The sequence below is a fragment of the Serratia sp. 14-2641 genome, assembly GCF_001692375.1.
GTDB classification, from domain to species: Bacteria; Pseudomonadota; Gammaproteobacteria; order Enterobacterales; family Enterobacteriaceae; genus Chania; species Chania fonticola_C.
Genome location: NZ_LXKR01000101.1, coordinates 228901 through 249545, shown reverse-complemented (window position 1 = coordinate 249545; position 20645 = coordinate 228901). Strand labels below are relative to the sequence as shown.

General features: G+C 56.0%; 19 protein-coding genes. 13 read left to right on the top strand and 6 right to left on the bottom strand.

Annotation, left to right across the window (positions count from 1 at the left end; all coding sequences use genetic code 11):
• The 9 genes from murD (at position 1) to lpxC (ending at position 10389) form a co-directional block, all read left to right on the top strand.
• Positions 1–1320, top strand: coding sequence for a UDP-N-acetylmuramoyl-L-alanine--D-glutamate ligase (murD, locus tag A6U95_RS29400; protein WP_065687091.1), 1320 nt, complete (start codon positions 1–3; stop codon positions 1318–1320).
• A complete protein-coding gene (gene ftsW, locus A6U95_RS29395) occupies positions 1317–2519 on the top strand; it encodes a cell division protein FtsW (protein WP_021179324.1) in 1203 nt (400 codons plus the stop codon). The genes murD and ftsW overlap by 4 nt, the downstream gene beginning before the upstream one ends.
• Before the next feature lie 3 nt (positions 2520–2522).
• Positions 2523–3587 carry an undecaprenyldiphospho-muramoylpentapeptide beta-N-acetylglucosaminyltransferase gene (murG, locus tag A6U95_RS29390; protein ID WP_065687090.1) on the top strand — a complete coding sequence of 355 codons (1065 nt, stop codon included), beginning with the start codon at positions 2523–2525 and terminating at the stop codon, positions 3585–3587.
• Between the two features lie 54 nt (positions 3588–3641).
• Entirely contained in the window at positions 3642–5117 is a 1476-nt protein-coding gene (gene murC / locus A6U95_RS29385) for a UDP-N-acetylmuramate--L-alanine ligase (protein ID WP_024527168.1), read from the top strand.
• Complete coding sequence (locus A6U95_RS29380; protein ID WP_065687089.1) at positions 5110–6030, top strand: D-alanine--D-alanine ligase; 921 nt, start codon at positions 5110–5112, stop codon at positions 6028–6030. Before murC ends, A6U95_RS29380 begins: the two co-directional genes overlap by 8 nt.
• A gap of 1 nt (position 6031) precedes the next feature.
• Positions 6032–6886 carry a cell division protein FtsQ gene (ftsQ, locus tag A6U95_RS29375; RefSeq protein WP_065687088.1) on the top strand — a complete coding sequence of 285 codons (855 nt, stop codon included), beginning with the start codon at positions 6032–6034 and terminating at the stop codon, positions 6884–6886.
• Complete coding sequence (gene ftsA / locus A6U95_RS29370) at positions 6883–8139, top strand: cell division protein FtsA (RefSeq protein WP_004950148.1); 1257 nt, start codon at positions 6883–6885, stop codon at positions 8137–8139. The genes ftsQ and ftsA overlap by 4 nt, the downstream gene beginning before the upstream one ends.
• Positions 8140–8213: 74 nt before the next feature.
• Positions 8214–9368, top strand: a complete 1155-nt coding sequence (ftsZ, locus tag A6U95_RS29365; protein WP_024483522.1) for a cell division protein FtsZ — start codon at positions 8214–8216, stop codon at positions 9366–9368.
• Between the two features lie 103 nt (positions 9369–9471).
• Positions 9472–10389 (top strand): UDP-3-O-acyl-N-acetylglucosamine deacetylase, encoded by a 918-nt coding sequence (gene lpxC, locus A6U95_RS29360; protein ID WP_021179330.1) that lies wholly within the window; start codon positions 9472–9474, stop codon positions 10387–10389.
• Between the two features lie 16 nt (positions 10390–10405).
• Here lpxC and A6U95_RS29355 read toward each other — a convergent pair whose 3' ends face one another.
• Positions 10406–10933 carry a DUF721 domain-containing protein gene (locus A6U95_RS29355; RefSeq protein WP_065687087.1) on the bottom strand — a complete coding sequence of 176 codons (528 nt, stop codon included), beginning with the start codon at positions 10931–10933 and terminating at the stop codon, positions 10406–10408.
• 26 nt (positions 10934–10959) lie between these two features.
• Here A6U95_RS29355 and secM point away from each other — a divergent pair, with 26 nt between their 5' ends.
• The 3 genes from secM (at position 10960) to mutT (ending at position 14774) form a co-directional block, all read left to right on the top strand.
• Positions 10960–11493 (top strand): secA translation cis-regulator SecM, encoded by a 534-nt coding sequence (gene secM / locus A6U95_RS29350; protein WP_065687086.1) that lies wholly within the window; start codon positions 10960–10962, stop codon positions 11491–11493.
• 88 nt (positions 11494–11581) lie between these two features.
• A complete protein-coding gene (gene secA / locus A6U95_RS29345) occupies positions 11582–14293 on the top strand; it encodes a preprotein translocase subunit SecA (RefSeq protein ID WP_065687085.1) in 2712 nt (903 codons plus the stop codon).
• 79 nt (positions 14294–14372) lie between these two features.
• Positions 14373–14774 carry an 8-oxo-dGTP diphosphatase MutT gene (gene mutT / locus A6U95_RS29340; protein ID WP_065687084.1) on the top strand — a complete coding sequence of 134 codons (402 nt, stop codon included), beginning with the start codon at positions 14373–14375 and terminating at the stop codon, positions 14772–14774.
• A 40-nt stretch (positions 14775–14814) separates the two neighbouring features.
• Here mutT and yacG read toward each other — a convergent pair whose 3' ends face one another.
• The 3 genes from yacG to coaE all read right to left on the bottom strand — a co-directional run bounded on the left by yacG (position 14815) and on the right by coaE (position 16542).
• A complete protein-coding gene (yacG, locus tag A6U95_RS29335; RefSeq protein ID WP_226906633.1) occupies positions 14815–15012 on the bottom strand; it encodes a DNA gyrase inhibitor YacG in 198 nt (65 codons plus the stop codon).
• Positions 15013–15169: 157 nt separating this feature from the next.
• Positions 15170–15922 carry a cell division protein ZapD gene (gene zapD / locus A6U95_RS29330; protein ID WP_065687082.1) on the bottom strand — a complete coding sequence of 251 codons (753 nt, stop codon included), beginning with the start codon at positions 15920–15922 and terminating at the stop codon, positions 15170–15172.
• A complete protein-coding gene (gene coaE, locus A6U95_RS29325) occupies positions 15919–16542 on the bottom strand; it encodes a dephospho-CoA kinase (RefSeq protein WP_024527160.1) in 624 nt (207 codons plus the stop codon). Before coaE ends, zapD begins: the two co-directional genes overlap by 4 nt.
• Positions 16543–16905: 363 nt before the next feature.
• Here coaE and A6U95_RS29320 point away from each other — a divergent pair, with 363 nt between their 5' ends.
• Entirely contained in the window at positions 16906–17949 is a 1044-nt protein-coding gene (locus A6U95_RS29320) for a GMP reductase (RefSeq protein WP_065687081.1), read from the top strand.
• 61 nt (positions 17950–18010) lie between these two features.
• On the opposite strand, the gene hofC is transcribed toward A6U95_RS29320, so the two are convergent.
• On the bottom strand, positions 18011–19210 hold the full coding sequence (hofC, locus tag A6U95_RS29315; protein WP_065687080.1) for a protein transport protein HofC: 1200 nt from the start codon (positions 19208–19210) through the stop codon (positions 18011–18013).
• The gene (gspE, locus tag A6U95_RS29310; protein WP_065687079.1) at positions 19207–20643 is read right to left on the bottom strand and encodes a type II secretion system protein GspE; all 1437 of its coding nucleotides are present in this window, start codon (positions 20641–20643) and stop codon (positions 19207–19209) included. Before gspE ends, hofC begins: the two co-directional genes overlap by 4 nt.
• Positions 20644–20645 lie beyond the last annotated feature (2 nt).

Sequence of the window (20645 nt, the reverse complement as noted above, 5' to 3'; positions counted from 1 at the left end):
ATGGTGGATTATCAGGGTAAAAAAGTGGTCATCATCGGGTTGGGCCTCACCGGCCTGTCCTGCGTTGATTTCTTTATGACCCGTGGCGTGACGCCGCGGGTTATGGATACCCGTATTTCGCCGCCGGGCCAGGATCAACTTCCCGAGAGCGTCGAACGTCATCTGGGCTCCCTGAATCAGGAATGGTTGCTGTCTGCGGATTTGATTGTGGCTAGCCCAGGCATGGCATTAGCGACTCCGGCTTTGAGTGCTGCCGCCGATGCCGGGGTTGAGATCGTCGGTGACGTTGAGCTGTTCTGCCGTGAAGCCCAGGCGCCAATTGTGGCGATCACCGGTTCCAACGGCAAGAGCACCGTCACCACGCTGGTGGGCGAAATGGCCAAGGCCGCCGGTTGGGCCGTGGGCGTCGGGGGCAATATCGGCCTGCCAGCGCTGAGCCTGCTGCGCCAGGAGTGCCAACTGTACGTGCTGGAGCTGTCGAGCTTCCAATTGGAAACCACTCACAGCCTGCATGCCGCAGCGGCCACCATTTTGAACGTGACCGAAGATCATATGGATCGTTATCCATTTGGCCTGCAGCAATACCGTGCCGCCAAATTGCGCGTCTATGAAAATGCCGAAGTCTGCGTAGTGAATGCGGACGACGCGCTGACCATGCCGGTGCGCGGTGCCGATGAGCGCTGTGTCAGCTTTGGTGCCGACGTGGGGGACTACCATCTCAACCGCCAGCAGGGTGAAATCTGGCTGCGGGTGAATGGTGAGAAAGTCCTCAATACCAACGAGATGAAACTCACCGGTCGCCATAACTTTACCAATGCGTTGGCTGCTCTGGCCCTGGCCGATGCCGTCAAGTTGCCGCGTGCGTCCAGCCTGAAAGCGCTGACGACCTTTACCGGCCTGGAGCACCGCTTCCAACTGGTGTGGGAACACAACGGCGTGCGCTGGATTAATGATTCCAAAGCCACCAACGTCGGCAGCACCGAGGCAGCGCTGAACGGCCTGCAGGTTAAGGGTACGCTGCATCTGCTGTTGGGCGGTGATGGCAAGTCTGCGGACTTCTCGCCGCTGGCGCGCTATCTGCAAGGTGACAACGTGCGTTTGTACTGCTTTGGCCGCGATGGCGCACAGCTGGCACAGCTGCGTCCGGAAGTCGCGACCCAGACAGAAACGATGGAGCAGGCGATGCAGGCCATTGCCCGCCAGGTGACATCAGGCGATATGGTGCTGTTGTCACCGGCCTGCGCCAGCCTGGATCAGTTCCGTAATTTTGAAGTGCGTGGCAACGAGTTTGCCCGTCTGGCACAGGAGCTGGGCGGATGAGACTACGGGTGCCGACGTTCGGCCTGACCAACAAGCTGAAAGACTGGGTGATGGGATCGCGTGAAAGCGATACGAGCAGCATGGTGCTGTATGACCGTACCTTGCTGTGGCTGACCTTTGGTCTGGCGATTGTTGGTTTTGTGATGGTGACGTCGGCCTCAATGCCTATCGGCCAGCGCCTGGCTGAGGATCCGTTCCTGTTTGCCAAGCGTGATGCACTTTACCTTGGCCTGGCGTTCGGCCTGTCGCTGGTGACACTGCGTATCCCGATGGCCGTTTGGCAGCGCTATAGCAACGTCATGCTGCTGTTATCGATAGTCTTGTTGCTGGTGGTGTTGGTGGTTGGCAGCTCGGTAAACGGGGCTTCACGCTGGATCTCACTGGGCCCGTTGCGTATTCAGCCCGCTGAGTTATCCAAGCTGTCGCTGTTTTGCTACCTGGCGAGCTATCTGGTGCGCAAGGTGGAGGAAGTCCGCAGCAACTTCTGGGGCTTCTGTAAGCCAATGGGCGTGATGGTGGTGCTGGCGGTGCTGCTGCTGGCCCAGCCGGATTTGGGGACGGTGGTGGTGCTGTTTATCACCACGCTGGCGATGTTGTTCCTGGCCGGGGCAAAGATGTGGCAGTTTCTGGCGATCATCGGTTCGGGCGTGTTTGCCGTGGGGCTGCTGATTATCGCGGAACCTTATCGTATGCGCCGTGTGACTTCGTTCTGGAACCCATGGGCCGACCCTTTTGGCAGTGGTTACCAGCTAACCCAGTCGCTGATGGCGTTTGGCCGTGGCGAGTTCTGGGGGCAAGGGCTGGGCAACTCGGTACAGAAACTCGAGTATTTACCCGAGGCACACACTGACTTTATCTTCTCCATTTTGGGCGAAGAACTGGGCTATATCGGTGTGGTTTTGGCCCTGTTAATGGTATTCTTCGTCGCTTTTCGCGCCATGTCTATCGGCCGCAGGGCGTTGGAGATAGACCAGCGATTTTCCGGTTTTCTGGCGTGTTCGATCGGTGTCTGGTTCAGTTTCCAGGCGTTGGTGAACGTCGGAGCGGCAGCGGGGATGTTGCCAACCAAAGGCTTGACCTTGCCACTGATAAGCTATGGTGGCTCGAGCCTGATCATTATGTCGACGGCGATCGTGCTATTGCTGCGAATTGATTATGAAACGCGCCTGACCAAAGCGCAGGCGTTTGTGAAGAGGTAGCGGATGAGCGGTAAAGCTAAGCGTTTAATGGTGATGGCAGGCGGTACCGGTGGACACGTGTTTCCGGGGCTGGCGGTCGCACATCATCTGATGGCGCAGGGCTGGCAGGTTCGCTGGCTCGGTACCGCAGACCGTATGGAAGCCGATCTGGTGCCAAAGCACGGGATCGAGATTGATTTTATCCGCATCTCCGGGTTGCGTGGCAAAGGGCTGAAGGCGCAGTTGACCGCCCCGCTGCGTATCTGGCAGGCGGTGCGTCAGGCGAAAGCGATTATGCGCAGCTATCAGCCGGACGTGGTGCTGGGGATGGGCGGTTACGTTTCTGGCCCTGGCGGTTTGGCTGCCTGGCAGTGTGGTATCCCGGTGGTGCTGCATGAGCAGAACGGCATTGCGGGCCTGACCAACCGCTGGCTCTCAAGGATCGCCAAGAAAGTGTTACAGGCGTTCCCAGGTGCGTTTCCGAATGCGGACGTCGTGGGTAACCCGGTGCGTACCGATGTGTTGGCGCTGCCACTGCCCGCCGAGCGACTGAACGGGCGTGAAGGGCCAATCCGCGTGCTGATTATCGGCGGTAGCCAAGGTGCGCGCGTGCTGAATCAGACAGTTCCTGAAGTCGCCGCGCTGCTGGGCGATAGAATAGTCCTCTGGCATCAGGTTGGTAAGGGCGCATTGCCAACGGTACTGCAAGACTACGAGAGGGTAGGGCAGACCGGGCACAAGGTGACCGAGTTTATTGATGACATGGCAGAGGCTTACGCCTGGGCGGATGTGGTGGTGTGCCGTTCTGGCGCGCTGACCGTCAGCGAAGTGGCGGCGGCGGGATTACCGGCCATTTTTGTGCCGTTCCAGCACAAAGATCGTCAGCAATACTGGAACGCGCGTCCTCTGGAAGAGGCCGGTGCGGCCAAAATTATCGAACAGCCGCAGTTTACCGCCGATGTCGTGGCGGAACTGCTGGCAAGCTGGGATCGCCCAACGCTGTTGAAGATGGCCGAAAAGGCCCGCGCGGTAGCGATCCCGGATGCAACAGAACGCGTGGCGGCAGAAATTATTCGTGCAGCCCTGTAAGGCCGTAGGGGTTACCCCTGTTGAGCTAAATCGAACCTGATAGATAGAGAAGTGATGAATACACAACAATTGGCGAAACTACGTACTTTCGTGCCCGAGATGCGACGCGTCCGGCACATTCACTTTGTTGGCATCGGTGGTGCCGGCATGGGTGGTATCGCCGAGGTGTTGGCCAACGAGGGTTATCAGATCAGCGGTTCCGACCTGGCGCCGAACCCGGTCACCCAGCAGTTGAGCGAGCTTGGGGCAACGATTTACTTCCATCACCGCCCGGAAAACGTGCTGGATGCCAGCGTGGTAGTGGTTTCGACCGCTATCCCGGCAGACAACCCGGAGATCGTCGCAGCCCGCGAGGCGCGCATTCCGGTGATCCAGCGGGCAGAAATGCTGGCCGAGCTGATGCGCTATCGCCATGGCATTGCCATCGCCGGTACGCACGGCAAAACTACCACCACGGCGATGGTGTCCAGCATTTACGCCGAAGCCGGTCTTGACCCAACGTTTGTTAACGGTGGGCTGGTGAAAGCGGCGGGTACCCACGCACGTTTGGGTTCTAGCCGTTACCTGATTGCGGAAGCGGATGAGAGCGACGCGTCGTTCCTGCATTTGCAACCGATGGTGGCGATTGTCACCAACATCGAAGCCGACCATATGGATACCTACCATGGCGACTTCGAGAATTTGAAGCAGACGTTTATCACCTTCCTGCATAACCTGCCGTTCTATGGCCGTGCGGTAATGTGCATTGACGATCCGGTCGTGCGTGAGTTGTTGCCGCGCGTGGGTCGCCATATCACCACCTACGGCTTTAGCGAGGATGCGGATGTGCGTATCGAGAGCTACAGCCAGATCGGGCCGCAGGGGCACTTTACCCTGAGCCGTCAGGATAAGCCGTTGATGACGGTGACCCTGAATGCACCGGGCCGCCATAACGCCTTGAACGCGGCGGCGGCGGTTGCCGTGGCGACGGAAGAAGGCATTGCCGACGAAGCCATTCTGCGTGCGCTGGCCGGTTTCCAGGGGACGGGGCGTCGCTTCGATTTCCTGGGCGAGTTCCCATTGGCGGCGGTGAACGAAAAACAGGGTAGTGCCATGTTGGTGGACGATTATGGCCACCACCCAACGGAAGTGGATGCGACCATCAAGGCCGCGCGTGCCGGTTGGCCAACCAAGCGGGTGGTGATGATCTTCCAGCCGCACCGCTATACCCGTACTCGCGATCTGTATGACGATTTCGCCAATGTGTTGTCGCAGGTTGACGTGTTGCTGATGCTGGATGTCTATCCGGCGGGTGAAGCTCCGATCCCTGGTGCTGATAGCCGTAGCCTGTGCCGTACCATTCGCAATCGCGGCAAATTGGATCCGATCCTGGTGTCCGATGCGGATACCGTGCCAACGCTGTTGGCGCAGTTGTTGCAGGGGGACGACCTGGTGCTGGTTCAAGGGGCTGGCAATGTCGGTAAAATCGCGCGCCGGCTGGCTGAACTAAAACTGCAACCGCAGATCAAAGAGGAGGATCATCATGGCTGATAAAGTCGCCGTATTGCTGGGTGGTACCTCCGCAGAACGTGAAGTTTCACTGCAATCTGGCGCGGCCGTGCTGGCCGGGTTGCGAGAGGCGGGCATTGATGCACATGGCATCGACACCCGTGACTTCCCTGTCACCGAGCTGAAAGCGCAGGGGTTCACCAAAGTGTTCATCGCGCTACACGGGCGGGGCGGTGAAGATGGTACATTGCAAGGTCTGCTGGAGTTTTTGCAGTTGCCTTATACCGGCAGCGGCGTGATGGCCTCGGCGCTGACCATGGATAAATGGCGCAGCAAAATGGTGTGGCAGTCGATGGGGCTGCCGGTGGCACCTTACGTGGCGCTGAGCCGCCGCCAGTATCTGGGCGACGATCGGCAAAGCCAACTGGCTGCCATTGACGCTCTGGGATTGCCGCTGATTGTGAAGCCAAGCCGCGAAGGTTCCAGCGTTGGCATGAGCAAAGTGACCGAACGCGCAGCCCTGGAAGGGGCGTTGGAAGAAGCTTTCCGTCATGATGAGGATGTACTGGTAGAGAAATGGCTCAGCGGTCCGGAATACACCGTGGCGATCCTGGGCGATAAGGTGCTGCCTTCCATCCGTATTCAGCCCGCTGGCGTGTTTTACGATTACCAGGCCAAATATATTTCCGACGATACGCAGTATTTTTGCCCGAGCGGCCTGGATACACAGCAGGAAGCCGCTATGGCTGCGCTGGCACTGCGGGCTTACCGTGGGCTGGATTGCAGCGGCTGGGGACGTGTTGATGTCATGCAAGACAGTGATGGCAGCTTCTACCTACTGGAAGCGAACACTTCACCAGGCATGACCAGCCACAGCCTGGTCCCGATGGCGGCCCGGCAGTCCGGATTAACTTTCTCGCAGTTGGTTGCGGGAATTCTGGCATTGGCTGACTGAGATGTCGCAAGCGGCTCTGAATGCACGCGAGCGCGAGGCGGATAACGGCCCACGCCGCAGCAATGGCACCCAACTGGCAGGGATGATTTTCCTGCTGATGGTGTTAGGCACCATCCTGTGGTGCGGCTGGGTAGTGGTGGGTTGGATGCAAGATGCCAGCCGTCTGCCGCTCTCAAGGCTGGTATTGACCGGTGAACGCCATTTCACCACTAACGACGATGTTCGCCAGGCGATCTTGGCTTTGGGAGCACCGGGCACCTTTATGACGCAGGATGTGGACATCATCCAGCAGCAGATCGAGCGTCTGCCGTGGGTCAAGCAGGCCAGCGTACGTAAACAGTGGCCGGATGAGCTGAAAATCCACCTGGTGGAGTATGTCCCGGTGGCGCATTGGAATGATTTGCACATGGTTGATGCCGAGGGCAAGTCGTTCAGCATTCCGGCGCAGCGTTTGGGCAATCAGAAATTACCGTTGCTCTATGGTCCGGAAGGCAGCGAACAGGATGTTCTGGAAGGTTACCGCGCGATGAACGGCGTGCTGGCAGCCAGCAAGTATCAGCTTAAGATGGCGTCCATGACGGCCCGCCATTCGTGGCAGTTGGCTTTGGATAACGATGTTCGGCTGGAACTGGGACGTGACGATCGCATGGGTCGCTTGCAACGCTTCATCGGGCTTTATCCGGTGCTGTTGCAGCAGGCGCAGGCGGAAAACAAGCGCGTCAGCTATGTCGATTTACGCTATGACTCCGGTGCCTCAGTCGGCTGGGCTCCGGCGTTTATCGACCCGCAGGCAGCCGTAGGCGATCGGCCAAACAGTAATCAGCAACAGAATCAGGCACAGGCAAAACAACAATGATCAAGTCGACGGACAGAAAACTGGTAGTTGGACTGGAGATCGGTACCGCAAAAGTCTCCGCATTGGTGGGGGAAGTTTTGCCCGATGGCATGGTCAACATTATCGGGGTGGGCAGTTGCCCGTCTCGCGGTATGGATAAGGGTGGCGTTAACGATCTGGAATCGGTAGTCAAGTGCGTACAGCGCGCTATCGATCAGGCCGAACTGATGGCGGATTGTCAGATTTCCTCGGTTTACCTGGCCTTGTCGGGTAAGCATATCAGCTGTCAGAACGAGATCGGGATGGTGCCGATCTCCGAAGAGGAAGTGACACAGGAAGACGTGGAGAACGTGGTACATACCGCCAAGTCGGTGCGTGTGCGCGACGAACACCGCATCCTGCACGTTATCCCTCAGGAATACGCCATCGACTATCAGGAAGGCATCAAAAACCCGGTTGGGTTATCCGGCGTGCGTATGCAGGCCAAGGTGCACCTGATCACCTGCCATAACGACATGGCCAAGAACATTGTCAAAGCAGTGGAACGTTGTGGTCTGAAAGTGGACCAACTGATTTTCGCCGGTCTGGCCGCCAGTTATGCGGTGCTGACCGAAGATGAGCGCGAGCTCGGCGTCTGTGTGGTAGATATCGGCGGGGGCACCATGGATATGGCGGTGTATACCGGCGGTGCTCTGCGCCACACCAAAGTGATCCCTTACGCCGGGAACGTGGTCACCAGCGATATCGCCTACGCCTTCGGCACGCCGCCGACCGACGCGGAAGCGATTAAAGTTCGACACGGTTGTGCACTTGGGTCGATTGTTAGCAAGGATGAAAGTGTTGAGGTTCCTAGCGTGGGGGGAAGGCCTCCTCGGAGTCTGCAAAGACAGACATTGGCTGAAGTGATTGAGCCGCGCTACACCGAACTGTTGAATCTGGTTAACGATGAAATATTGCAATTGCAGGAGCAACTGCGTCAGCAAGGGGTGAAGCATCATCTGGCAGCGGGTATTGTGCTGACCGGCGGTGCCGCCCAGATTGATGGCCTGGCAGCCTGTGCGCAACGGGTATTCCATACCCAGGTACGCATCGGCCAACCCTTGAACATCACGGGTCTGACGGATTACGCGCAAGAGCCTTACTATTCTACAGCGGTCGGGCTACTGCACTATGGAAAAGAGTCTCACCTGAGCGGTGAGGCAGAAGTAGAAAAACGCGCCTCGGTGGGCAATTGGTTTAAACGCATCAATAGCTGGCTGAGAAAAGAGTTTTAATGTTTAGACAAAGAGATCATGCTGAGTAATCTTTTTATGATCTCGCAGCGACAGGCACAAAACGGAGAGAAACTATGTTTGAACCAATGGAACTAACCAATGACGCGGTGATTAAAGTCATCGGCGTCGGCGGTGGCGGTGGCAATGCCGTTGAACACATGGTGCGCGAGCGCATCGAAGGTGTTGAATTCTTCGCCGTTAATACAGACGCTCAGGCGCTGCGTAAAACGGCAGTTGGCCAAACCATCCAGATTGGTAGCGGTATTACCAAAGGTCTGGGTGCAGGCGCGAACCCGGAAGTGGGTCGTAATTCAGCGGAAGAAGACCGTGAAGCCCTGCGCGCCGCTCTGGAAGGTGCAGACATGGTCTTCATCGCGGCCGGCATGGGTGGCGGTACCGGTACCGGTGCTGCGCCAGTGGTGGCAGAAGTCGCAAAAGATCTGGGTATTCTGACCGTGGCCGTAGTGACCAAGCCTTTCAACTTTGAAGGCAAGAAGCGCATGGCATTCGCGGAGCAGGGTATCGCCGAGCTGTCCAAGCACGTGGACTCGCTGATCACCATCCCGAACGACAAGTTGCTGAAAGTTCTGGGCCGCGGCATTTCTCTGCTGGACGCATTCGGCGCGGCTAACGACGTGCTGAAAGGCGCGGTGCAGGGTATTGCCGAACTGATCACCCGTCCAGGCCTGATGAACGTCGACTTTGCTGACGTTCGCACCGTGATGTCCGAAATGGGCTACGCGATGATGGGTTCTGGCGTTGCCTGTGGCGAAGACCGTGCCGAAGAAGCGGCGGAAATGGCGATCTCCAGCCCACTGCTGGAAGATATCGACCTGTCCGGCGCCCGTGGCGTGCTGGTCAACATCACCGCTGGCTTCGACCTGCGTCTGGATGAGTTCGAAACCGTGGGTAACACCATTCGTGCTTTCGCTTCCGACAATGCGACCGTGGTAATCGGTACCTCGCTGGATCCGGAAATGAACGACGAACTGCGCGTGACCGTAGTTGCGACCGGTATCGGTATGGACAAACGTCCTGAAATCACCCTGGTAACCAATAAACAGGCCAGCCAGCCAGTGATGGATCACCGTTACCAGCAGCATGGTATGTCACCGCTGCAGCAGGAAGTGAAACCTGCTGCCAAGGTGGTGAACGATCAGAGCGCGCAACCAAACAAAGAGCCTGATTATCTGGATATCCCGGCCTTCCTGCGTAAGCAGGCAGATTAGGAATAAGCTGATAATTTGGAATCTCCGCTCTTTGTGCTAAACTGTCCCACCGGCCTTGCTGTATGCTGGGCTGGTTGGATTGATAACATTGCGAGATAAAACGATGATCAAACAAAGGACATTAAAACGTATTGTTCAGGCGACTGGTGTCGGTTTACATACCGGCAAGAAAGTCACGCTGACAATGCGCCCAGCGTCGGCTAATACCGGGGTCATCTATCGTCGCACTGACTTGAATCCACCGGTTGATTTCCCGGCTGATGCAAAATCCGTGCGTGATACCATGCTCTGTACTTGCCTGGTGAATGAGTCAGACGTGCGTATTTCCACCGTTGAGCATCTTAATGCTGCGTTGGCGGGCTTGGGTATCGACAACATCATTATTGAAGTTGACGCTGCCGAAATCCCGATCATGGACGGTAGTGCCAGCCCGTTTGTCTATCTGTTGCTGGATGCCGGCATTGAAGAGCTGAACTCGGCGAAGAAATTCCTGCGTCTGAAAGACACTGTACGCGTTGAAGATGGCGACAAGTGGGCAGAGCTGTCCCCGCATAACGGGTTCCGCCTGGACTTCACCATCGACTTCAACCACCCGGCGATTGATGCCAGTACCCAACGCTATCGTCTGGATTTCTCAGCCGATTCGTTCGTACGCCAAATCAGCCGTGCGCGTACCTTCGGTTTCATGCGTGATATCGAGTATCTGCAGTCCCGTGGCCTGGCCCTGGGCGGCAGTTTCGATTGCGCGATTGTGGTGGATGACTATCGTGTCCTCAACGAAGACGGCCTGCGCTTCGAAGACGAATTCGTACGCCACAAAATGCTGGATGCCATCGGCGATCTGTTCATGTGCGGCCATAACATCATTGGCGCGTTCACCGCGTACAAATCAGGCCATGCGCTGAACAACAAGTTGCTGCAAGCCGTGCTGGCGAAACAGGAAGCTTGGGAATTCGTGACATTCCAGGATGAAGCCGAAATGCCGTTGGCATTCAAGGCTCCATCAACCGTACTGGCCTAAACTGCCAAGACGTCAATTACTTATCACGACCGGTCGCGTTGGCTCTCTCTCCTGCCAACGAGGCCAGTCGTTCTAATATCTTGCGCAATTTTTCTGGGCTCTGCGCCGCCAATCCCCGTAATGCATCCGCACTTTCCAGGCTCAAATGACGCATAGGTACCTCTGCTTGCTGGCCATTTTCCGTGCTTTTGCCGTGGTTTTGTACCTGGCTGCTGCCTTTTGCCATCAACGAAGGATTAATCCTGATGTCGATTGACGACAAAGATGGTAGAATTTGCGCTCGTAGTGCGGAGAGCAGGCTGGGTTGTTCATAGCGTAAGCGCATCATCCAACTGGCATTGGCGGTTTCCAGCACTAAAATACCCTGTCTGAAGTTGGCGACACGGCACCAAGGGTGCAACTGAGCGGGCAATAACCCCTTCACGGCACGATTGAGTTTCAGTAGCGCGGTAGCGCGTTGCTGAACGTTATGCAGCGGTCCTTTCTCTGTTGCAGACGCGTCGTCAAACAGGATATCTAATAATTGTGGACGGCTATCGCGCATAATGGGCTCCGGCGGATAATAAACACGTGATCGGTATTCTAAATCGTTGGCGACAATTTGGCAGACGTTATTTCTGGCCTCATCTCCTGTTGGGGATGGTAGCGGCTACGCTTGGCGTACCGCAAAATCTGTCCGGCACCGTCGATCAAAGCGCATTACCGAGCACCTCGTCCAGTCTTAACCGACAAAATTCCGCCAGTCACGCCTTCAACAGCCTGGCGTTACTGCAAGAAGTGCATCGTCGCCCAACGTTTAACGTTGATTACTGGCACCAGCATGCGCTTCGAACCGTCATCCGTCACCTCTCTTTTGCTTTGGCGCCTCAGGCCGTCTATGCCCGGGTGCAAGAAGCGGAGACCGTTGCGGTTGAACCTCCATTACAGGTGGCTCAGCTTGCTCTGCTCTCCACGCTCAATGCGCTACTGACGCACGAGCCAAAACCACCGACTATCATTCGTGATACCCATCACCCCATCGTTCCTTCTTTGGCGCAGCATCAGGCCGGCCTGTGGCTCGCTCAGGTGCAAGGTATTCGCGCCGGACCTGCAGCCCTCGGCTAATCTTTGCCCTCAGGGCAGTAAAAAACAAACAACACAACAGCTTGTTGACGGCCACTATGGTGTCGTCGCGTAAGAGATATAAAGAATCATGTTAATCAAACTATTGACCAAAGTTTTTGGTAGCAGCAACGATCGTACCCTGCGCCGCATGCGCAAAGCGGTTGAGATGATCAACCGTATGGAACCAGACATGGAAAAACTGTCTGATAGCGAACTGCAGGCCAAGACCGATGAATTCCGCGCGCGTCTGAAAAAGGGCGAAGTGCTGGAAAGCCTGATCCCGGAAGCCTTCGCCGTAGTGCGTGAGGCCAGTAAGCGAGTCTTCGGCATGCGTCACTTCGACGTACAGCTGCTGGGCGGGATGGTGCTCAACGACCGCTGTATCGCCGAGATGCGTACCGGTGAAGGTAAAACCCTGACCGCAACCCTGCCTGCCTATCTGAACGCCCTGAGCGGCCGTGGCGTGCACGTGGTTACCGTCAACGACTACCTGGCCCAGCGTGACGCCGAAAACAACCGTCCGCTGTTCGAGTTCCTGGGGTTGAGCGTGGGTATCAACCTGCCTGGCATGCCTGCTCCGGCCAAGCGTGAAGCCTATGCCGCTGATATTACTTACGGTACCAACAACGAATACGGCTTTGACTACCTGCGTGACAACATGGCGTTCAGCCCGGAAGAGCGCGTACAGCGTAAGCTGCACTATGCGCTGGTGGATGAGGTTGACTCCATCCTGATCGACGAAGCGCGTACGCCGCTGATCATCTCCGGCCCGGCCGAAGACAGCTCAGAGATGTATAAGCGTGTTAACAAGCTGATCCCACAGCTGATCCGCCAGGAAAAAGAAGACTCCGACACCTTCCAGGGGGAAGGGCACTTCTCAGTCGATGAAAAAGCGCGCCAGGTTCACCTGACCGAACGCGGCCTGATCATGATCGAAGAGATGCTGATGGAAGCGGGCATCATGGATGAAGGCGAATCGCTGTATTCACCAACCAACATCATGCTGATGCATCACGTCACCGCCGCGCTGCGTGCCCACGTGCTGTTCACCCGCGACGTTGACTATATCGTTAAAGACGGTGAAGTCATTATCGTTGACGAACACACCGGCCGTACCATGCAGGGCCGCCGCTGGTCCGATGGTCTGCACCAGGCGGTAGAAGCTAAAGAAGGCGTAGAGATCCAGAACGAAAACCAGACGCTGGCTTCGATCACCTTCCAAAACTACTTCCGTCTCTATGAGAAGCTGGCCGGTATGACCGGTACGGCGGACACCGAAGCTTTCGAATTCAGCTCCATCTACAAGCTCGATACCATCGTGGTGCCGACCAACCGCCCAATGATCCGTAAAGATATGCCGGATCTGGTCTACATGACCGAAAAAGAGAAGATCGCGGCGATCATCGAAGATATCCGTGAGCGTACCGCCAACGGCCAGCCGGTGCTGGTGGGGACCATCTCGATTGAGAAATCGGAAGTGGTTTCCCGTGAGCTGACCAAGGCAGGGATCGAACACAAGGTTCTGAACGCCAAATTCCACGCCATGGAAGCGGATATTGTGGCCAATGCGGGTCAGACTGCCGCAGTAACCATCGCCACCAACATGGCCGGTCGTGGTACCGATATCGTATTGGGCGGCAGTTGGCAGAGTGAAATCTCCCATCTGGAAGATCCGACTGAAGAGCAGATTGCCGAAATTAAAGCAGCCTGGAAAATTCGTCACGACGCCGTACTGGCCGCCGGTGGCTTGCACATTATCGGTACCGAACGTCACGAATCACGCCGTATCGACAACCAGCTGCGTGGCCGTTCCGGCCGTCAGGGTGATGCCGGTTCTTCCCGCTTCTACCTGTCAATGGAAGATGCGCTGATGCGTATTTTCGCCTCGGATCGTGTTTCTGGCATGATGCGTAAACTGGGTATGAAGGATGGCGAAGCTATCGAGCACCCGTGGGTCACCAAAGCCATTGCTAATGCGCAACGCAAGGTTGAAAGCCGTAACTTCGATATTCGTAAGCAACTGCTGGAATACGATGATGTGGCCAACGACCAGCGCCGTGCGATCTATAGCCAGCGTAACGAATTGCTCGATGTGTCTGACGTGAGCGAAACCATCAACAGCATCCGTGAAGACGTGTTCAAAACCACCATCGACAGCTACATTCCGCCGCAGTCGCTGGAAGAAATGTGGGACGTGAAAGGGCTGGAAGAACGCCTGAAAAACGACTTCGATCTGGATATGCCGATCGCCGAGTGGCTGGATAAAGAGCCTGAGCTGCACGAAGAAACGCTGCGTGAACGTATCATGGCGAAGGCGAAGGAAGATTACTTGCGCAAAGAAGAGGTTGTTGGCGCCGAAATGATGCGCAACTTCGAAAAAGGCGTGATGCTGCAGACGCTGGATTCCCTGTGGAAAGAGCACCTGGCGGCGATGGATTACCTGCGTCAGGGTATCCACCTGCGTGGCTATGCGCAAAAAGATCCGAAGCAGGAATACAAGCGTGAGTCCTTCAACATGTTTGCCACCATGCTGGAATCGCTGAAATATGAAGTGATCAGCGTGTTGAGCAAGGTTCAGGTACGCATGCCGGAAGAGGTTGAAGCCCTGGAGCTGCAACGTCGTGAAGAAGCCGAGCGTCTGGCACGCCAGCAACAGCTGAGCCACCAGGAAGAAAACGCCCTGGCGGTCACCGATCCGAACGCTCCGGCAGTCGCCGAACGTAAAGTAGGGCGTAACGATCCTTGCCCATGCGGTTCCGGTAAGAAATATAAGCAGTGCCACGGCCGCCTGCAAAAATAAGCCGAGTGCAGTGAACGGTTAATGGTAAGGGCTCAGCATGCTGAGCCCTTTTTTTAAGTGGTAACATCTGGAGGATGCGATGAAGCACCTGAACATCGCCGTAGGGATTATCCGTAACCCACAGCAGGAGATCTTCATCACACGCCGCGCTGCGGATTCGCACATGGCTGGTTTTTGGGAATTCCCTGGTGGCAAGATTGAGCAGGGCGAAACGCCAGAGCAGGCATTAGGCCGCGAATTGCTGGAAGAAACCGGGATCCACGCCAATCAGGCACGGCTGCTGGAGGTGCTGGAGCACCGCTTTACTGACCGGATCGTAACGCTGAATTTCTATCTGGTGGAAGATTGGGCGGGTGAACCCTATGGCCGTGAAGGCCAGCCGATGCGTTGGGTGAAACAGGCCGACCTGCGCGAGGAAGAGTTCCCCGAAGCCAACGTCAGTATCATCAAACTGTTGGTGGCGCAGGCCAGTGCCGCGTAGTGTATTTTAGGCCTGGGCTACCAGGCCTAATAACACCACTTTAAAGATCCTTATCCTCTTCACTCCAATCTTCGCTTTCATTCAGCTCATTATTGCTGGGAATGCGTTTCTCTTCATCGGCCCATTCACCGAGATCGATCAACTGGCAGCGTTTGCAGCAGAACGGGCGATACGGGCTGACTTCACCCCAAACCACGCCTTTGCCACAGGTTGGGCATTTTACTACGGTCATATTCATTCCTTTCTCCCTCATACCCGTCGCCTTTCAAGCTGCAGCGTTGTTACCTGCACTCACTCACCCCAGTCACTTACAAAAGTAAGCTCCTGGGGATCAGTGAGCTTGGTGCCTAGCTGCAACTTGAAATTCTTAGGGTATAAAAGGTTAATTTCATATGCTAGCAACAGGCCAGCTCAAAGGTAAGACGCTCTGGCACTGTGCCGTTTTCGCTGTCTAGCGGCAGGAAACGGATGGCATAGCGCGTCTTGTGGCCGGAAATCTGCGGGTAAAGCTGATAAGCCAGATTAATACGCAAGCGTAACAGATCTGCCCCTTCGGCGTTATCCTGGAAGAAGCCGTTGAGGCTGATCTGATTGCGAAACGGCCCGGCCTGGCGCACCAGATCCAACACGATGGTCAGCGCCTGATTCAAGGGTTCGAGGGTTTGCAACCAGTCTGCCACGTCGGCATCACGTTCATGCTGCGCTACGTGCATCCACATATGCAGCGTAGGTAAATCAAAGCTGCAACAGCCGCCAGGAATGCTCAGACGTTGGCGAACCAGGCTAATCAGCCGGTCTTCACGCAGCGCCTGGCCCATACGCGGGGCAGACATCAGCGCAGAGGCACAGCCCTTCAACTGGCTGCGTAGCTGATTGACCACTGAGATATCGACACCGGGCAATTCTGCCCACTGCAGTAATTTCTGCTGCTGGCGTTCCAGCTCTTTGAGCAGTTCGGTGCGTACTTCGCCACGTTCCAATACGTCCAGCAGGTCCGCAACGGTACGGAAAAAGGTCAGGGCGATAGCGGTTTCGCTCAGCGCTCTTTGGCCATGCAGTTGCTGTAATAAAAACTCGATCCGCAGCCAGGTGCGCATTTTTTCATTTAACGGGTGTTCAAAGAGAACGGTCGGGGAAGCGTCACTCATTCGGTGTGATCCTGTCGGGTCGCTGAGGTTGCCAGCTCAAGATAGTGTTGATGCAATGCGGCGACATGGGATTCAATTCCTTGTGCGCTACCGCTATTGTCAATTACGTCATCCGCCACGGCCAGACGTTGTTCGCGCGTGGCCTGTGCAGACAGAATATTCAGCGCCTGCTGACGGCTGATGCCATCGCGGGCCATGGTTCTGGCTAATTGTGTTTCGCTGTCGACATCCACCACTAAAACGCGGTCGGCACGATCCTGCAGGCCGTTTTCTACCAGCAAGGGGACTACCCATAGTACGTAACAACTCTGGGCGTTGGCTAGCTGACGCTGCGTTTCCCGCTGGATCTGCGGGTGCAGCAACTGGTTTAGCCAGCGCTTTTCGTCGGGATCGCTGAAGATCCTCTGACGCAAAGCCGCACGGTTGAGGGATCCATCCGCCAGCAACATTTCATTACCAAAATGTGCCGCAATGGCGTCCAATGCCGGGGTTCCAGGCTCAACAACCTGGCGAGCAATGATATCCGCATCCACAATGGCCACGCCAAAACGTGCAAAGGCGTTGGCAACAGTGGACTTGCCGCTGCCGATACCGCCGGTTAATGCCACTAGGTAGGCCATGGTCAAAGGGGATCCTGATATTCTCTAAAAATTATAAACGAATCATAAAGCGATCGCGCAGAAGTGCAAGCGGGTGCGTTTGACTTGCCCTGCGGTTGGCGTTTTGAGAAGGATAATTTGAACGGCAGGATCGAGAAAATGAGGCGGCAATCACATTGGGATGTCACAGGTAAATTTGTGGGATTGTACCGTAAATAAAGGCGAAATCGCAGTCTTGCCGAGCGATTATTAGTGCGTATGATAACACCACTGGAACTGGCAATAACAATACCCGCCGCCTTTCAAGGTAAAACTTGAAATTCATAGGGTAGTGGTTCGAAATCCCCTTGCGATCCGTCGCCAAAAACCAGGAAATCATAAGTCATGCGTATTGAAGAAGATTTGAAGTTAGGCTTTAAAGATGTGTTGATCCGCCCAAAGCGTTCCACGCTGAAAAGCCGCTCGGAAGTTGAACTGGAGCGCCAGTTTACCTTCAAACATTCAGGTTACAACTGGTCCGGTGTGCCGATTATTGCCGCCAATATGGATACGGTTGGCACCTTCCGCATGGCCGAGGCCCTGGCAACCTTCGACGTTCTTACCGCCGTTCATAAACACTACACCGTTGAGCAATGGGCCGAGTTTGTTCAGCGCTCGTCCGAATCTGTATTGCGTCATGTGATGGTGTCTACCGGCACTTCTGAAGCCGACTTCGTCAAGATGAAGCAGATCCTGGCACTTTCCCCGGCGCTGAAATTTATCTGCATCGACGTGGCCAACGGCTACTCCGAACACTTTGTTGCCTTCCTGAAAAAAGCCCGTGAAGCTTGTCCTAGCCATGTGATCTGCGCGGGTAACGTGGTTACCGGTGAAATGGTGGAAGAGCTGGTGCTGTCCGGTGCCGACATCGTCAAGGTTGGTATTGGTCCTGGTTCGGTCTGTACCACCCGTGTGAAAACCGGCGTGGGCTATCCGCAGCTTTCCGCGGTCATCGAATGTGCCGATGCCGCACACGGCCTGGGTGGGCAGATTGTCAGCGATGGCGGTTGTTCTGTTCCGGGTGATGTGGCGAAAGCCTTCGGCGGCGGCGCAGACTTTGTCATGCTGGGCGGGATGTTGGCCGGGCACGACGAATGTGAAGGCACCGTGGTGGAAGAAAACGGTGAGAAGTTCATGCTGTTCTACGGTATGAGCTCAGAGTCTGCCATGAAACGCCATGTGGGCGGTGTAGCCGGCTACCGTGCTGCGGAAGGTAAAACCGTCAAGCTGCCGCTGCGTGGTGAAGTCGAGTTTACCGTGCGCGATATCCTCGGTGGCCTGCGTTCTGCCTGTACTTATGTGGGTGCAGAACGTCTGAAAGAGCTGACCAAACGCACCACCTTTATCCGCGTGGCGGAGCAGGAAAACCGCGTTTTCGGCAGCAAGTAATTGCCTGACCTTGTACGGGCACAGTATGTGCCCGTATCACACAGCGCGAAAATAGAGAGCATTACCCCAGCACGTTTCCCAACTGGAATATCGGCAAATACATCGCGATCACCAACGTCCCCACAATTCCGCCAACCACTATCATCAGCAACGGCTCCAGCGTTTGCGCCAGCATATCGGCGAGTTCATAGGTCTGTTGTTCGTGCCAGACTGCCAGCTTGTCCAACAGAATATCCAACGTGCCGGACTCTTCTCCTACCCGCACTAATTGCTGGCACAAAGAAGGAAACAGCGGCTGTTGAGCTAGCGCGCTGTGGAAGGGATACCCTTGAGAGAGCTGCTGTTCGATCGCCGTCAGCGCCTGGCAATAAAACACAATATTCACCGATAACTTTGCCGCGCCTAGCCCTGCCACCAGCGTCAATCCGGCCTGCTGTGTCATGGCCAGAATACGGAACACCTGGCTCAGGCAATTACCCTTGACCAACGAGGCAATCAACGGGATACGTAGCAGCATTGCTTGCTCACGTTGCTGCCAATTTGCTAACGGATGCAACCTGCGCCAATAAAATCCTGCCAGCCCAGCCACTGTGAGCAATAGATAAGGCCCGGTAGCGATCAATGCGCCGGACAGTGCCAGTAGCCCTTGAGTAAACCAGGGCAACGGGGCGTCGAATGATTGATAAATCTTGGCAAACTCTGGCAGCACCATCACCAACATCAAAATGGTGACTGAAATGGCCACCAGGCAGATAAACAACGGGTAGCGCAGCGCCTTCAGCACTTTTTTCTGTAGCCTTTGCTGGGCTTCCTGTTGTTGTGCCAACTGCAGGCAGCAGCGATCCAGATTGCCCGTTAATTCGCCGATGGCGATCAGTTGGTGGTAAATTAGGGGGAATATGCGATGTTGTTCTGCAATCACTTCGGAAAAGGGCTGCCCCATCGCCACGCTATTGCTGATTTCCAGCAACAGACAGCGCCAGGCTGCCGACTGATGCTCCTGAGCCAGCAACTGTAGGCTGTTGACCAGCGGTAACCCTGCTTGCAACAAGGTAGCCAACTGGCGGGTGAATTGGATCATTGGTTCGCCACGCCATTGACGTGCAGAGACCCGTTTCCCCGCCCCCAGTTGGTAAGGCTGCAATCCTTGCTCCAGCAAATGCTGATAGACCTGATTTTTCTCCTCTGCCAGCAACTCGCCATGGCGAATTCCACCTTGGCTGTCGATGGCTTGCCAAACAAACAGACGGCGAGTTTTCATGGCGTGCTCTCACCCAGTGCTGTCACCCCGACCACGCGGTACAGTTCCTCCAGCGAGGTTATCCCCTGGGCGACCAACTCCAGGCCCGCTTGCAGCAGTGTTGTTTGACCCTGCTGCTGTGCGATATCGGCCAATTGGATCACCGAGGCATTTTGCATCAGGGCATGTTGGATTTCGGGCGTGATCTTCAGCAGTTCGTAAACGCCGATCCGGCCGTAATAACCGCCAAAGCAGTGCTCACAGCCGGCCGCACGCCACGGGATCAGAGGTTCCGGCCAAATGGTGGCCGGGAAGTGCAGGATCTCAACTTGTGGATAGCGGCAATGAGGGCACAAACGCCGCACCAGGCGTTGGGCGATCACCAGTTTCAGGCAGGCCGCCAGCAGGTAACCGGGAATGCCCATTTGGGTCAGGCGGGTCAGCGTTTCGCAGGTGGAATTGGTGTGCAGGGTCGACAGCACCAAATGCCCGGTTTGTGCCGCCTTGACGGCAATTTCTGCCGTTTCTTTATCGCGGATCTCGCCGATCATGATGACATCTGGATCCTGGCGCAGCAGAGCCCGTAACACGCGAGCGAAGTCCAGATCGGTTTTGCTGTTGATCTGCGTCTGGTTAATACCGAACACTGGGATCTCGATAGGATCTTCAACGCTGCACAGGTTGCTCTGTGCATCGTTCAACTGACGTAACCCGCTGTACAGCGTCACGGTTTTACCGCTGCCGGTCGGACCGGTCACCAGGATCATGCCTTGCGGATTGCAGAGGGCATTGGCATACCACCCAAGTGCTTCCAGGCTCATACCAAGCTGCTCGAGCGGCAATTCCTGGCGATCGGTTTGCAGGATCCTCAGTACCACCTTTTCCCCATGCAGCGTGGGTAAGGTGGATATCCGCATTGAGAAACTGGCATTATCCAGCTGCACGCTGAGTTGGCCGTCCTGTGGCAGGCGGCGCTCGGCGATATCCAGTTGCCCCATGATCTTCAACCTGGCAGTGATCCTGGCCGCCAGCGAAAAGGGGGGAGAGGCAATTGCCTGCAGCACTCCGTCAATCCTGAGTCTGACGCGGAATCGTTGCTGATAAGGTTCAAAATGCACGTCAGAGGCACGCCGTTGAATGGCGCTACGCAGCGTTTGGTTAATAAATTGCACCACCGGCGTGTCGCTGTCGTCGTTAAGCGAAGGGGGCCGCTCCTCGGTATTTTCCGGCGGTGGAACCAGAACGAGGGATTGCCGCTGGTTCTGTGCCTGTTCCAACCGGGCAACGGGCCATTGCTCAATCCCCACGCTTTTGCCGGTGGCGAAACGCAGAGCGTTCACCAGTGCCGCAGGGATTTCACCATGTAGAGCGATAGTCAGCCGCTGCTCGTCTTCGCTGATTGCCAGTGCCTGATAGCGTTGGCACAGCGCGTGGATTTCATCACTGATTTCCATAC

What these genes read in the sequence shown, in the direction of transcription:
- hofC (WP_065687080.1), bottom strand. Translation starts at nt 19,210, where the DNA reads ATGAAAACTCGCCGTCTGTTTGTTTGGCAAGCCATCGACAGCCAAGGT.
- ftsZ (WP_024483522.1), top strand. Translation starts at nt 8,214, where the DNA reads ATGTTTGAACCAATGGAACTAACCAATGACGCGGTGATTAAAGTCATC.
- murC (WP_024527168.1), top strand. Translation starts at nt 3,642, where the DNA reads ATGAATACACAACAATTGGCGAAACTACGTACTTTCGTGCCCGAGATG.
- ftsQ (WP_065687088.1), top strand. Translation starts at nt 6,032, where the DNA reads ATGTCGCAAGCGGCTCTGAATGCACGCGAGCGCGAGGCGGATAACGGC.
- secA (WP_065687085.1), top strand. Translation starts at nt 11,582, where the DNA reads ATGTTAATCAAACTATTGACCAAAGTTTTTGGTAGCAGCAACGATCGT.
- coaE (WP_024527160.1), bottom strand. Translation starts at nt 16,542, where the DNA reads ATGGCCTACCTAGTGGCATTAACCGGCGGTATCGGCAGCGGCAAGTCC.
- ftsW (WP_021179324.1), top strand. Translation starts at nt 1,317, where the DNA reads ATGAGACTACGGGTGCCGACGTTCGGCCTGACCAACAAGCTGAAAGAC.
- yacG (WP_226906633.1), bottom strand. Translation starts at nt 15,012, where the DNA reads ATGAATATGACCGTAGTAAAATGCCCAACCTGTGGCAAAGGCGTGGTT.
- ftsA (WP_004950148.1), top strand. Translation starts at nt 6,883, where the DNA reads ATGATCAAGTCGACGGACAGAAAACTGGTAGTTGGACTGGAGATCGGT.
- murD (WP_065687091.1), top strand. Translation starts at nt 1, where the DNA reads ATGGTGGATTATCAGGGTAAAAAAGTGGTCATCATCGGGTTGGGCCTC.
- A6U95_RS29320 (WP_065687081.1), top strand. Translation starts at nt 16,906, where the DNA reads ATGCGTATTGAAGAAGATTTGAAGTTAGGCTTTAAAGATGTGTTGATC.
- lpxC (WP_021179330.1), top strand. Translation starts at nt 9,472, where the DNA reads ATGATCAAACAAAGGACATTAAAACGTATTGTTCAGGCGACTGGTGTC.
- A6U95_RS29355 (WP_065687087.1), bottom strand. Translation starts at nt 10,933, where the DNA reads ATGCGCGATAGCCGTCCACAATTATTAGATATCCTGTTTGACGACGCG.
- zapD (WP_065687082.1), bottom strand. Translation starts at nt 15,922, where the DNA reads ATGAGTGACGCTTCCCCGACCGTTCTCTTTGAACACCCGTTAAATGAA.
- mutT (WP_065687084.1), top strand. Translation starts at nt 14,373, where the DNA reads ATGAAGCACCTGAACATCGCCGTAGGGATTATCCGTAACCCACAGCAG.
- A6U95_RS29380 (WP_065687089.1), top strand. Translation starts at nt 5,110, where the DNA reads ATGGCTGATAAAGTCGCCGTATTGCTGGGTGGTACCTCCGCAGAACGT.
- murG (WP_065687090.1), top strand. Translation starts at nt 2,523, where the DNA reads ATGAGCGGTAAAGCTAAGCGTTTAATGGTGATGGCAGGCGGTACCGGT.
- gspE (WP_065687079.1), bottom strand. Translation starts at nt 20,643, where the DNA reads ATGGAAATCAGTGATGAAATCCACGCGCTGTGCCAACGCTATCAGGCA.